The organism is Kolteria novifilia (genome assembly GCA_007748055.1).
Taxonomy (GTDB): domain Bacteria; phylum Planctomycetota; class Planctomycetia; order Kolteriales; family Kolteriaceae; genus Kolteria; species Kolteria novifilia.
The window spans coordinates 7,113,520-7,127,153 of sequence record CP036279.1; the positions used below are offsets into that span (position 1 = coordinate 7,113,520).

The following is a 13,634-nucleotide window of genomic DNA, read 5'->3' on the forward strand; positions in this document are numbered from 1 at the left end:
CGCATGTTCCGCACCGAGAGCGAAGAGTATAATATCGGCTCACGCGATGGGCTCAAAGGAAAAGGACTCAGGGCATTAACGGATCGAAACGGGCACTTTGGAATGCCTCCCTGGAGGAGTTGAAGTCGTGGTGCGAGGAGCACGGCGAGCGAGGATTCCGCGCGCGGCAGATCCGCGAGTGGGCCGGCCAGCACCGCGTCCGCGGCTTCGACGCGATGACCAATCTCCCAAAGAGGTTGCGTCACGAACTCGACCAAGCGTGGACCCTCTCCTCCTCCAGCGTCTCCCATGCGTCCAACGACGTTGACTTGACTCGCAAACTCCTCGTCCGACTCGCCGATGGGGGCGTGATCGAGTGCGTCCTGATTGTCGAGGAAGACCGCCGAACCCTCTGCCTGAGCACCCAGGTCGGCTGCGCAATGGGCTGTGTCTTCTGCGCCAGTGGTCTGGACGGCGTCGACCGCAGTTTAACTACCGGCGAGATGATCGAGCAGATGCTACACGTCACGCACCTGCTTCCGCCCAATGAGCGTTTGACGCACATCGTCGTGATGGGAATGGGAGAACCGTTGGCCAACCTTGAGGCGTTGCTGCCGGCATTGGAGTTCGCCACCGCGAAGACGGGACTTGGCGTTTCGCAGCGTCACGTCACCATTTCGACGGTCGGGCTCCCCAAGCGCATTCGCCAGCTGGCGGAGGCGGGCAAGCGATATCACCTGGCCGTTTCGCTCCATGCCTCCAACGACCGGATCCGGCAACAAATCGTGCCGACGGCCGAGAAAGTGACGCTCGACGAGATCCTCGCGGCCGCGGACGCCTTTCGGCAAGAGACCGGCCGACAAGTCACCTTCGAGTACGTGCTCCTTGCCGACATCAACGACGAGGCCCATCACGCCCAGGAACTCGCGCGAAGGCTCCGGGGTCGCGATGCGATGATCAACTTGATTCCGTTCAATCCCGTGTCGGGGTTGCCCTACCGCGAGCCGACGTCGACACGCACCAAGGCGTTCGCCGAGACTTTGCGGGAGGCGGGGTTCACCGTCAAAGTTCGCAAACGCAAGGGAGCCCGGATCGATGCCGCCTGTGGGCAGCTTCGGCGTTCCCAGCGCGATTCCAACGAGATTGTCCCCTTGGTGTCGTCCTAGCACGGGTCGATGACGCCGGGAGAGTTCCGTCGCGTAGGCTCGAGAAGGAAGGCTAGGCCGGTGGCGACCGCCGATTCCCAAAGTGCGATCCGGGATCCCGACGCCCGGCTTATGCTCATGGTCCGCGACGGGAACACGGGAGCATTCGAACAACTCGTTGACAAATACCGCTCGCGACTGGTGGGAGTTCTCTATCAGCTCGTCGGTAACGCCGACGAAGCGGAGGATCTCGCCCAAGACGTCTTCCTGCGGGTTTACCGCGCTCGGGACAACTACCAACCGACCGCGAAGTTCTCCACGTGGCTCTTCACGATCGCAAACAATCTCGCCCTCAACGCTCTTCGCAGCCGGCGTCGCAAACCGACTTCCCAACCCCCGGCAACCGAGTCCGGCGGCATGGGTGGCTTGGAGCAAATGGTCGGCGTCTCCAGTGGGGCGATGCCAAGCCGGATCTTCGCCAAAGGGGAAATGGCCGAGATCATTCGCCTCGCGATCTCGCGGCTCTCCGAAGAGCAGCGCATGGCGGTCATGCTCAACAAATACGAGGGAATGAACTACCGCCAGATCGCCGAAGTGATGAATAAATCGGAGATGGCGATCAAGTCACTTCTCTCCCGCGCCCGCTACGCCCTCAAGGAAATTCTCGAACCCTACCTTGCGAACGGACAAGCCCCCGGACCATAGTCGAGAAGTCGACGCGGAACCGTCGACGCGGCCGGGGGTTTCATTTACTGGGGATCCGGGACCAGGGGCACGCGACACGGCTCCTCGCTCGCCGATGATCCGAACGCTGTTGTTGGCAATGAAGACCATGACCAAAGAAGAGCGATCGACGCCCATCAAAAAGGATGACCTCGTCGCCCTGCTGGACGGCGAGTTGTCCAAGCAACAGACCCATGACGTCAAACAAGTCGTCGGAAAGGACCGTCGGTTGCGGCGCGAGGTCGAACTGCTCAAGCAGACCTGGAAACTCCTCGACCATCTCGAAACCCCGGAGACCGACGGCGACTTCACCCAAAACACCGTCTGTCTCGCCCTCCAGAAGGCGGAGAATGCCTCCGCCGATAAAACGGAACAGAACGCGCCGCCCAGGCTAGCAAAGACAGAGCGGAACACGGCTCCGCCCCTCGGCACCGAAAGTCGCCAGCCCCAGTGGGGATCCCTCGGCCCGACGCTCGCGTGGAGCCTCGCGTTCGTCGGCTGCTTCGTCACCGCCTTCGCGCTGGCGGCGAGTTGGACCACGCCCGACGACCGCGTCATCCGCGACCTGCCGGTCATCGAGCGTTTGGACGAGTACCGATCGATCGGAGATATCGAGTTCCTGCGCCAACTCCACGAAAAGCACATCCTCGAGGCGGGCGAGGAACCCCTTCCCGACCAGCCCCGTGAAGACGCCGGCGCCGCGGAGGCGACCTCATGACTCTCCTCTTTCCACGACGGAGCATCCGTTCGCTAGCCTTGGGACTCGCCCTTTCCTTCGGCTGCGGCGGCAACGATGGATCTCATCGAGCGAATGCCGAGCGGTTCGCGAATCTCGCCCCCGAAACGCGGAACCGTCTGCGCGAGTGGTTGGTCGAGTTCGAAGCGCTGCCGAAGGCCGATCGGGAGGCCCTTCAGGATCTCCACCAGTCGCTCCAGTCCGCTCAAGATCGAGACGAACTCGAAGCGACGATGAATCGGTACGCACGTTGGCTCGACACGCTGACGCCTTCGGAACGGGAGCGGATCGTTGGGGCGATGACGCCGGAGGCGAAGATTGCCGCTGTCGAGACGATCATGAAGGAGCAACGAGCATACCTCGATGCCGAGCTGGCGTTTCTCGAAAGGGAGTTTCCGGACGAGCCGATCGGCTCGCCCCGGTTTGCCCGCGACTGGCGAGCCTCGCCCATCCTCTCTCGCCTCACGCCTCGCGAGCGAGAGACGCTCCAGAAGCTTCCGGTTCAGTTTCGGCCGACCTTCTACGGAGCGCTGCACCTGAAGTACGGACTCGGAGACAAGTTGGGCGATGATCGCTCCCGAATGCTTCGGAAGATGATTTGGCCCAAGCTCCTTCCCCCCATCGTCATGGATCGGTTCGCCGACGTGGAGCACCACGATCAGCTTTCCCATGAGCAGCGTCAGGGGCTCGTCAAATTGCTGGTGCTGATGATGATGCTTCCTCCGATCGATGAGGAGAAGATCGTCACCACCGTCGAGTCGATTGGAACGACATCGCAACAGCGAACGCTCAACACCGTCTTGAAGAACCCGCGCACGGAGTTCCTCTTCGGGAAGATCGTCGGTGCGATGTACTTCCAACAGCACCCCGACGAAGTCCCCGAAGACCTTCGCGCCGATTGGGAAGAAACGCTCGCGGCACTCCGCGGCAACGCAGGCCCCTCCAAGCCCTGGGGCCAAGATCGGCCGGGGATGCGCGATGGGCAGCGGCGCCCACCTCCCGAGAATCCCCGCTTCTCGCGGGGACGTCCCAAAGCGAACGGGAAAGGCTTTCTAAGACGCGGCTTCGGCGGTGGGCGCAAGGAGATGCCGCCGCCCGATCGCGACCCTTTCACGAAACGTCCGGACGCGAAAGATCCCGCCGAGAATGAGTGATGAAGATTTGCGTTGGATGCGTCACGCGTTGATGCTCGCGACGCGCGGCCGCGGCGCCGTCGAACCCAATCCCATGGTCGGCGCCCTGGTCGTTCGTGATGGTCAAGTCGTCGGCGAAGGTTGGCACGGGAAGTTCGGAGGCCCTCACGCCGAGCCGGTCGCCTTCGACGATGCCAAGGACGCGGCAGCGGGTGCCACGCTCTACGTCACCCTCGAGCCCTGTTGCCACCACGGCAAGACTCCCCCTTGCACCGACCGGGTGATCGCGAGCGGTGTCCGCCGGGTCGTGATTGGCATGGCCGATCCCTTTCCGCAAGTCGCGGGACGCGGCACCGACTTGCTTCGCCAAGCCGGGATCGACGTGACGGTGGGGTGTCTGGAGGAGGGCTGCCGAGCCCTCAACAGGCCCTATCTCAAGCTCCTGCGAACAGGTCGCCCCTTCGTTCACGCGAAGTGGGCAATGTCGCTCGATGGACGAATCGCCACCGCGACCGGCGACTCGAAATGGATCAGCAACGAGGCATCGCGCCGCCATGCCCATCAGTTCAGAGGTATTATTGACGCGATCATCGTGGGAACGGGAACCGTGCTCGCGGACGATCCTTCGTTGACAGCTCGCCCGCCGGGACCGCGTGTCGCGACGCGCGTGGTGCTCGACACTCGTGGTCGCATCCCGCGAGAGAGCAAACTCGTGCAAACGGCACGTGATCTCCCGACCCTCATCGCGACAACGTCCTTGGCCGCCGAACAGGATCTCGAGGCACTACGTGCGGCCGGCTGCGAATGCCTCGTCCTTCCCGAGATCGCGGGGCGCCTGTCAATTGACGCGCTCCTTGAGGAACTGGGTCGACGGTGGTTCACCAACGTCTTGGTCGAAGGCGGTTCGGGAGTTCTCGGCTCCTTCGTCGCCGAACGAGCCATCGATGCGGTTCGGGTCTATGTCGCTCCCTGCATCATCGGGGGAGCGCGGGCGATGGGTCCTGTCGGGGGAGATGGCTTCTCTCTGATTCGCGACTCGCACGATCTCGGGCCGCTGCGCACCGAGTCGCTCGAGGGCGACCTCTTCATCACCAATTCGTGAACGTCCGTCGGGTCGTCGGCCCCACTGGATGGCAGGAATGACCGTCCGCCCTATCCATCCGCCTTCAGCTCACCGAAGCGTCGACGACTTCCATTTCCGCCTTGGTAATCACCTCGAACGCTTCCGTCGCACTCTGCGTCGCTCGCAACTGATCGAAGAAGTCCTCACGCTGAAAGATGCGGGAAAGCCGGGCGAGGACATGAAGGTGAGTGGAGTGATCTCGGCAAAGGACGAGAAAGAAGAGGTCGGTCATCGAACCATCACGGTCAAAGGGAATCCCGGTCGCGGTTCGCCCGAAGGCGATCAAGGACTCCCCGAGCGCATCGGGCAGTGGCCGCCTCGGATGGGGAATCGCCACGCCCCCCGGCAGTGCGGTCGACGACAGTTTTTCGCGCGCCTCGATCGCTTGAAGAATGTCGTCGGCGAGGTAGAGCAGCCAAGTTCGATTGGCGACCTCGACCATGCGGGAGAGGACGCTGCGGGCGGTCCGCGCGCCCAGTGGCACCTCGATCGTCTCGACCGAAAGCAGCGGGGTGACCACCAAGGGGGACGCCGACTCTTCCTCCTTTTGGCCGACGCTGAACTCCAGACGCTCCAGCTCTTGATCGGAGTACTCGGAAAGCTGTCGTTCGAGCCAATGGTGAACGTTCTCGCGGTGGAACTGCCATTGCCCACCGACACGGCGTCCGGGCAGATGCCCTCGTTCGGCGAGCTTCTCCAGTTCGCGGGCGTCACGACCGAGATAGCTCGCCAAGTCGCTCAGCCCAAAAACATCCTCGCCAGCCACCGATCAGACCCTCCCGGTTGAAGCGCGGCTTGGGTGTGCAACATTGCCGCACTATCATGAGCAGCAGATCGGCCCAACGTTGGAACCGAACCCGCCAATCGAGAAGACCGTGGTTCCTGGGATGAACACGGCGATTCGTTGGCCACTACAGCCTTAGCTTACCAAATCCGGGGGGGAGAGTGGGGGAATGACGATCAAGCGGCTCGAGGAACTTCACGATCAGTCGGGGGCCCATCGCGGACCCGAAGGGGACATCGTCGATTTCGGCGATCCCGCCGCCGAGTATCGAGCAGCCAGAGAGGCCGCCTTCCTCGCCGATTTGTCGGGTCGGGGCATCGTCCACGTCACCGGCGCCGACCGAGCCCAGTTGCTGCACAACCTCTGCACCGCCGACATCAAGAAACTGGAAGCGAGCACGGGAACCGAAGCCTTTTTCCCCGACGCGAAGGGGAAGATCCTCGCCTACGCCACCCTGCACATGACCGACGAGGGCACCTGGGTCGACACCGAACCCGGCCAAGCCGAAGCCTTGATCGCTCATCTCGACCGCTACGTGATTCGCGAGGATGTGCAGCTCGTCGACATGGCGGGCACGCTCGCGCGACTCCATCTCGGAGGACCGCGCGCCGCCGAGATCCTCGCCTCGGCCATCGGAAGCGATCCGCCCGCGCCGCCGCTGGGACTTTGGCGGGGCGAGGTCGATGGTGTCCCCTGGATCGTCGCGCGACGCGATCGGTCACGTGAAGGGGGTTATGATCTACTCGTTCCCGAGGAGCAAGCCGATCGAGTCTGGCAAGACATCGTGGAGAAGGGGCGTGAAGCCGGGCTGCGTCCGGTTGGCTCCGCGGTGCTCGCGTACCTTCGGATCGACGCCGGCCTGCCCGTCTACGGCATTGATGTCACCGAGGCCAACTTGCCCCAAGAGGTCGATCGGACCGAACAGGCCATCAGTTTCACCAAGGGCTGTTATCTCGGCCAAGAAACCGTCGCCCGGCTCGACGCGATGGGACACGTCAACAAGCTCTTAAGAGGGCTCGCGATCGAGACTTCTGGTCCAATCGACTTGCCGGCACCAATCACGCTCGGAGAGAAAGTCGTCGGCACGCTCACGAGCTACTCCAGCTCTCCGGCCGCGGGAGTGACGAAGGGCTTGGGAATCGTTCGCACCGTCGCCAACACTCCCGAGACCCAGGTGGAGATCGGCCCCGACAAGATCCCCGCGGTCGTCCACGCGCTCCCCTTCGGGGACTAGGCTCCGTCTCAAATGTCGGCTCTGGCTTCGGCTGACTACGTTGCCTCGGGCCGACGATCAACTTTTGAGACGAAGCCTAGAGTCTCGTGCTGCGCCCACACGCTCGAATTCGCGTTGTGAACCCACGGTCACTTCCCACTGGCCGACCAGCAGCCAGTAGCACCCGAACATCGAGTCTTGACGATGCGCTAGCTGGATGTCGTCGAGGCGGTCTTCTTTTCGGCCTTCTTTCCGACCGGTTCGTTGATCTCACGAATCCAAATGTTGCGGAACTTCACCGGCTGGCCGTGATACTGCAGCGAGATGGGCAGTTTGTCGGCGTGCTTCTTGTAGTGGGGCGGGACGCGGTAGTCGGTCTCGCCCTCGAGTTCGGTGTGGTTCTGAATGACAACGCCGTTGTGAAGCACCGTGACGTACGCGGGCTTGGATAGCTTCCCGTCCTTGGCGAATCGGGGGGCGGTGAAGATGATGTCGTACTCTTGCCACTCCCCAGGCTTACGCGAGGCATTGACCATCGGCGGGCGCTGCTTGTAGATCGCTCCCGCCTGGCCGTCGAAGTAGGTGGGATTGTCGTACGAGTCGAGAATCTGAACCTCGTACTTGCCCATGAGGAAAACACCGCTGTTGCCGCGTTGTTGCTCTTTCCCCTTGGCTTCCTCGGGGGTAGCGAACTCGAGATGAAGTTGGCAGTCACCGAAGGGTTGCTTGGTGCGGATATAGCCTTTGTCGGCGTAGGCAATGCCGTCCTCGACGCGCCACTTCTCGCCGTCCTTCCACTTGGAAAGATCCTTTCCGTCGAAGAGGACGATCGCATCGGAGGGGGCCTTCGTCGCGCTGCCCGGTTCGACCATCGTTGGTTCCGGCCAGATGATGCCACTCTCATAGGGGGGAAGCTGGTCCGCGGCATGGAGCCATGCGCCCGCGGCCCCAACAACCCCCAAGCAAAGAAGCAAACCGGTCGAGCGTCTCATCTCTTCGTCCTCATCGTGACAGCGAACTTATCGGATCCCACACGGAGACCGTTTTAGCAAGCTGTCACGACGGACGAAAGCGGCATGCCCCCAGAACCTAGAAGAGGCGCGAGATGTCGAGCCCGAAAACGAGGATCATCAACCCGATGATGAGGAACAGCCCCATGTAGTTGGCGATGAGCAGAATCCGCTCGCTCGGCTGTCGACGCAGCACCAACTCGTAGAGCAGGAAAACCATGTGCCCCCCGTCGAGAATCGGGATCGGCAAGAAGTTGATGATCGCCAAGTTGATGTTGAGCATCCCCAGGAAGAGCACCAGTTTCGAGAAGTCGTACGCCAGCGAGTAGGCGACCGTCCCGATGAAAATCGGCCCCGCGAGGTTCTGGTACGAGATCGTTCCCTGAATCAGCCCACGCAGGAGAAGGTAGAGTCGCACGACCGAGGTTCGCGTCCGCTCGAGGCCGGCCCAAAGGGCTCCGCCGATCGACTCCTCTTGCCGAACCTCCTCGGCGACTTGGAAGTTCATCCCCCGCTGCCAGAAAGGCCAGGTCGGATCGGCTTCCGGTTCGAGACTCACCTCGACCAACTCGGTCGCGGTCTCCGGTGCGTCGCTGGCGCCCTGCTCGGCACTCTCGTGCTTCACCCAAAGTTTGACCTTGCGGACTTCCGGCGACTGAAGTGCCCAGAAGACCGTCGGCCATTCCTCATCTTTGACATCGATTTCGTACGGTTTCTGGGGCTTGCCCTCGACTTCGTAGATGAACTCGATTTTTTTGACGACATCACCCGGTTGGAGGCTCGCCCCGCTCTTTCCCGAAGGATCGACGATCGTCGCTCGCTGGGCGGGAGAGCCGGGAGTGACGCGACGAATCCGCGGGGAGACTTGAAAAGCGATCCCCAGCGACGGAATCCCCATCGGAGCGTCGCCGTCGAACCAGATGCGTCCCGCGTTGCGGTCGATCCAGGTCGGCGTGTCGTCGGGAGTCACTTTGACGTTGACGGTACGCTGCCGCTTGTCCTCGCGCAAGAGCGTGAGGGTGACCTCTTGGCCCGCCTTGGCGGCGATGATGTCCGCCAAGCGCATGGGATCAAAGTCGGAAACTCCGTCGACAGCCTGGATCGTGTCGGCACCAGGAATGATCTGAGCCGGGTTCCCCTCCTCGTCGACGGCGCGTGTCGCGGGCGAATCGGCTTGGATCGCGACGATCTTCCCCGGCGTCATTTCCAGGCCGAGCCGGCGAATGTGATTGGTCTCAAGCGCGACGTCCACCGTGGAGGTCGACTTGCTCCCCTCGGCACCCTTGCGCTCGAGCGTCAAGGTCGCCGGTTCGCCCTCGCCAGCGAACATCGCCTCGGCGTACTCGAGATAGGTTCCGACCTTGGTGCCATTGACGGCGATGACTTCATCGCCCGCGATGGGCGCGTCGCCCTTAATTCTGGCGGCCGGGCTGTGATCGCGCACCGGCATCGACTCGGAGAGGATCAACCCTTGGCTCTCGGTCACGCCGATCTGCGGCTTGAGGTCGCTTTGCTTCGGCCGGACATCAAAATAGAGCTTCTTGCCGTCGCGCTCGACGACGAGATGAACCGTCTCGTACTTCGGGTTGGTCAGGGCAACCTCATTGACGAGCATCTCGTAGTCGGCCGGCGAATGGCCGTTGACGGAGATGATGTTGTCGCCCGAATGGATCCCGGCTTCCCAGGCGGGCATGCCCGGAACCGCCGCGCCGATCAACGCGGGTATCGACGGTACGCCGATGCCGTAGGCGACCGCGTAGCAGACGAACCCGAAGATGAGGTTCATCGTGACACCGGCGGAGATGATCGCCATCCGCCAACCGACGGACTTGTTCTGGTAGGAACGGGCATCGTCGATTGGTTCGTCGATACCGGGGGTATCGGTTTGGCCGAGCATCTTCACGTAGCCGCCGAGCGGAATCGCGGAAATGGCATATTCGGTGTCACCTCGGCGAAAGCTGAACAAGACCGGCCCAAATCCGATGCTGAAGCGTTCGACCAGCACACCAGCCCAGCGAGCCACCATGAAGTGGCCGAGTTCATGCACGAAAATAACTAAACCGAGCGCGATTAGAATCGCGACGATACGGATCGGGTCCAAGCCTCAGCCTCCTTACGGGCCCATTGGTCCACCGACAGCAACACATCCAGCGTCGGTGCTGAATCGAACGGGTGACTCTCCAGAATATCCTCACAAAGCCGGACGATGTCCGGAAATCTGATCTGCCCCTCGAGAAAGCGAGCGACGGCGACTTCATTCGCGGCGTTGAGCGCGGCGCCACTGGTCCCTCGACGTTTGACCACGTCAAAACCGAGCCGCAGCGCCGGATAGCGCTCGAGGTCGGGTTCCTCGAAGTCGAGCCGGCCCAACGACGCGAGGTCGAGCTTGCGCGCCGGACCCGGAAGTCGGTCCGGGTAAGTAAGCGCGTACTGAATGGGAAGACGCATGTCGGGTGGCGAAAGTTGCGCGATCACCGACCCGTCGACAAACTCCACCATTGAGTGGATCATCGATTGCGGATGGATGACGACATCGATCTTCTCCGCGGGAAGGTCGAAAAGCCAGTGCGCCTCGATCACCTCGAGCGTCTTGTTCATCATCGTCGCGGAATCGATCGTGATCTTCGTGCCCATCTGCCAAGTCGGATGACGAAGGGCTTGCTCGACGGTGATGTCCTCGAACGATTCGAGCGGGGTCGTCCGAAAGGGCCCACCCGAGGCGGTCAGGATGATGCGTTCGATCTCGCGATGCGGCGAACCGGCCATGCTCTGCAGGATCGCCGAGTGTTCGCTGTCGATCGGCAACAAGGAGCATCCATTTCGCTCGGCAAGTTCCGTGACGATCGGACCTCCGACGACGAGCGACTCCTTGTTGGCCAGCGCGACCGACTTTCCCGCCTCGAGAGCCCAGATCGTCCCGCGCAGCCCGGCGGCGCCCACCATCGCGGCCACGACGACGTCGGTCTCCTCCGCGGTGACCATCCGGTGAATACCCGACTCCCCCCAGAGCAGTTCGCTATCGTCGGGGAGAGCTTCGCCGTCGACGACCTCCTTCAGAGAGCCATCGGTGAGGGTGACCCAAGCGGGGTTGTGGGTCCGCGCCTCCTCGAAGAGCGTCTGCCAACTCCGATGCGCCGAGAGGCCGACAACGCTCAACCGGTCCGGTAGCGCGTCGACGACCTCAAGCGTCTGCGTACCAATCGAACCAGTCGCACCGAGAATCACAAGGTTCTTCATGAGTCAGCGTGGCGTTCCGGGGCGGATGTCGTTCGCGATCACGTCGTCGCGGTGAACCATCGATTCTAGCCCAATGTCGGAAAACGAGACAAGGTCGTCGTTCTGGAAGCGACGACACCACTTCCGGCGGGGATCTCGGTGTTAGAACGGGACTCGCGGCCCAACCGCCCTCGGCCATTGGGAGGCCAGGCGAACCTCGTCGAACTGCATTCCAAACGCAAGAGACGCCAAGCCCCGTGGAGCCCTCTAGGGGCGAGCCACAAGTCTCGACGTCTCCTCCAATCGACGTAACTTAAGTGATGGCTAGATCTTCTTCACCTTCACCTTGGCCCGTTTCGCGCGATCTTCTTTGGATAGGTGATGGGTGTCCTTGCCTTCGGTGAACTCGACGCCGACCTTTCCGCCAATCTCACGACGAGCCGCTTCGGCCCACGGCGTCCCCGGATGCTTGTCGAGGATGCGCTGGTAGTGGAACTTTGCTTTCTCGGCATATTCTTTGTTTTTCTCCGAGCCTCTCAGCTTCGGGATCCCCTCCACTTCGCCCAAAGTGGCCAGTTTGTCGATCCATTTGATGTGCCAACCATTGTTCTTCTTGGGATTCTTGAGAACCTGGGGGTTCTGTTTGAACTGCGAAAGCCTGTAGTTGTATTCCTCGCAGCGGACCTTCGCCTTGAGAATACGGGCCAGCGCGAGATCAAAATTGGCTTGCCAGCGCGGAATCGTCTCCGAATCGTAGCCTTTTTCGACCGATTCGAGCATGGGAATGGCGGTCTGGGCGAACGCCAGGTAGCGGGCGGCCTGCTTCTGTTGGGACTCCAACTCGGGCTTCCACGAGTTCTCGTGAAGCCAGTGGTTCGGCCAGTCGTGACGCCAGATCTTGTTGGCTTGCTGGGTCACTTCCATGAGCTTGCGCCGCATGGGCGAGCCGCCAACCTCCTTGTAGTAGTCGGCTTTATTGCCATAGTTGGGACGATAGCGGTTGAGGACCTCCAGGGCGTAGTCGGGGCCGCGAACGCGATCGTCCGGGTAGATGAAGTAAATCCCGCCCGTTTCGCGAGCCACTTGCACGAGGTTGAACGGACCGAAACCGGACTTGTAGCGACCCTCGTTGAACGCGACCCGGGTCACTTCGTCTTCACGGGTGTAGGGACCACGTTTGACCGGCAACCAGAAGGTGAAGCCATACTGGGGATCCTTCCAGGTATCGTGAATGACGTTCAACCCGAACGTCGCCATCGGTCCGAGCACGTAGATTGGCACCCGGTTGCGGCGGCAGAGGGCGACGGTCTCATCGCCTTGCGTCAAATCGTCGCCAATCTCGTCAGTGATGACGACGACCATGAGCGTCCGTCGTCCGCTGGTCTGGTAGCTTCGGTATTTGAGAGCCGTGTCACGAACCGCTCGGAAGAGGTTCTCCTGGCCCGTCTCGTCGTCCTTGATCGACTTGATCGCTTTGCCGATCACGTCGTTGTCGTTGGTCGGCTTGTCGGTAAGGAATCGGGTCTCCTTGCCGACGCTGACGACCGCGGAGAGAAGGGCGGACTCTTTGTTGACGCCGAGTTCATCGAGTTCGTGGTAGACCCGCTTGAGCTTCTTGGCGATCGTCTCTCGACGTTCTTCCAAGCTGCCGGAGGAATCGAGGATCCAGGCGACGATGACTTTGTTCTTGTCGAGCTGACGAAGGATCTCCAAGGTGATCCGGTCGATCGCCCCGGAATCGCCGCCGCCCCCGACGGAGACGGTCTGGCCCTTGAGGCCGGTCACCATCGAGTCGAGCCCCATGTTCGCCACTCCGAGAGCCAGCGGCCGCGAAAGGCTCCGGTCGGTCAGCACTGCCGCTTCGGCGACTTGTGGTTGGCTGGACATCGTCGGCGCCTCGGACGGAAGCGCCTCGGAAGCAGGCCCAGAGCCAGACGTGGGAGTCAACGATACGGGAGTCTCGAGGTCGAGTTCCTGGTCCTCCACTTGCTCCTGGAACTCTTCCTGTTCCTGAATCTCCTGGATTTCCGTGATGACGGTGACGCGCTTCGGCTTGATCTGCGCTTCAATCACCAGCATCCAGAGGACCCAGAGGACGGCCAAGTGGACAGCGACGCTGATCCCAAACTGGGGTGAACTGCTCGCAAATCGCTTCATCGGCGAGTCGCCGAACAGATTCTTGAGCCACGCCATAAGATGCTCTCCCGAGTACTAGTCGACCGCCAACTCGCCCTCATCACGGCATTGGATGGGCCAAATTCGCGGAAAACGCGATGAGATCTTCCTCTTGGACGCGCGAAACAGGGTTGGAGTTCCCAAACCTCTCGGAGTGAAGGGGTAAAGAGTCGGCCTCTTTAACGTTCCTTCATGGTCCGTGAGCAGAAATCCGTCCAAGGAAGGCTGGGCCACGATGAAACTGCCAAGACAGCTCCTTCAGCCCCGTGCGGAGGACGAGCGTGCCGCGGACGAGCCGTCAGCCAATTCGCTCGCAACACCTCCCGAGCGGGAGGTGAACCCTTCCTACAATCCTATCCCATCCCCTTCGGAATGGGAATCGTCACGTCCCACCTTT

At 61.8% G+C, this 13,634-nt stretch carries 11 protein-coding genes; 6 read left to right on the forward strand and 5 right to left on the reverse strand.

The features are described from left to right. Window positions 1-74 precede the first annotated feature (74 nt). From rlmN to ribD, 5 genes are all read left to right on the forward strand, one after another. Complete coding sequence (gene rlmN, locus Pan216_RS26075; protein WP_145262854.1) at window positions 75-1,145, forward strand: dual-specificity RNA methyltransferase RlmN; 1,071 nt, start codon at window positions 75-77, stop codon at window positions 1,143-1,145. Between the two features lie 60 nt (window positions 1,146-1,205). Beyond that, on the forward strand, window positions 1,206-1,829 hold the full coding sequence (locus Pan216_RS26080; protein WP_419193017.1) for an RNA polymerase sigma factor: 624 nt from the start codon (window positions 1,206-1,208) through the stop codon (window positions 1,827-1,829). A 127-nt stretch (window positions 1,830-1,956) separates the two neighbouring features. Next, entirely contained in the window at window positions 1,957-2,565 is a 609-nt protein-coding gene (locus Pan216_RS26085) for an anti-sigma factor (protein ID WP_145262858.1), read from the forward strand. Further along, window positions 2,562-3,737, forward strand: coding sequence for a hypothetical protein (locus Pan216_RS26090; protein WP_145262860.1), 1,176 nt, complete (start codon window positions 2,562-2,564; stop codon window positions 3,735-3,737). The genes Pan216_RS26085 and Pan216_RS26090 overlap by 4 nt, the downstream gene beginning before the upstream one ends. Next, the gene (gene ribD, locus Pan216_RS26095) at window positions 3,730-4,818 is read left to right on the forward strand and encodes a bifunctional diaminohydroxyphosphoribosylaminopyrimidine deaminase/5-amino-6-(5-phosphoribosylamino)uracil reductase RibD (protein WP_419193018.1); all 1,089 of its coding nucleotides are present in this window, start codon (window positions 3,730-3,732) and stop codon (window positions 4,816-4,818) included. Before Pan216_RS26090 ends, ribD begins: the two co-directional genes overlap by 8 nt. 64 nt (window positions 4,819-4,882) lie before the next feature. Here the strand turns inward: ribD and Pan216_RS26100 are convergent, their stop codons facing one another. Beyond that, window positions 4,883-5,605 (reverse strand): PTS sugar transporter subunit IIA, encoded by a 723-nt coding sequence (locus Pan216_RS26100; protein ID WP_145262861.1) that lies wholly within the window; start codon window positions 5,603-5,605, stop codon window positions 4,883-4,885. A gap of 187 nt (window positions 5,606-5,792) precedes the next feature. Between Pan216_RS26100 and ygfZ the strand changes: the two genes are divergently transcribed. Further along, window positions 5,793-6,857: a CAF17-like 4Fe-4S cluster assembly/insertion protein YgfZ gene (gene ygfZ, locus Pan216_RS26105; RefSeq protein WP_145262863.1), complete on the forward strand. Its 1,065-nt coding sequence runs from the start codon at window positions 5,793-5,795 to the stop codon at window positions 6,855-6,857. Between the two features lie 188 nt (window positions 6,858-7,045). Here ygfZ and Pan216_RS26110 read toward each other — a convergent pair whose 3' ends face one another. The 4 genes from Pan216_RS26110 to Pan216_RS26125 form a co-directional block, all read right to left on the reverse strand. Continuing rightward, complete coding sequence (locus Pan216_RS26110) at window positions 7,046-7,828, reverse strand: 3-keto-disaccharide hydrolase (protein ID WP_145262865.1); 783 nt, start codon at window positions 7,826-7,828, stop codon at window positions 7,046-7,048. A 97-nt stretch (window positions 7,829-7,925) separates the two neighbouring features. Beyond that, entirely contained in the window at window positions 7,926-9,947 is a 2,022-nt protein-coding gene (gene rseP, locus Pan216_RS26115; protein WP_145262867.1) for an RIP metalloprotease RseP, read from the reverse strand. After that, complete coding sequence (locus tag Pan216_RS26120) at window positions 9,917-11,083, reverse strand: 1-deoxy-D-xylulose-5-phosphate reductoisomerase (RefSeq protein ID WP_145262868.1); 1,167 nt, start codon at window positions 11,081-11,083, stop codon at window positions 9,917-9,919. The genes rseP and Pan216_RS26120 overlap by 31 nt, the downstream gene beginning before the upstream one ends. Before the next feature lie 303 nt (window positions 11,084-11,386). Next, entirely contained in the window at window positions 11,387-13,255 is a 1,869-nt protein-coding gene (locus Pan216_RS26125; RefSeq protein ID WP_145262870.1) for a vWA domain-containing protein, read from the reverse strand. Window positions 13,256-13,634 lie beyond the last annotated feature (379 nt).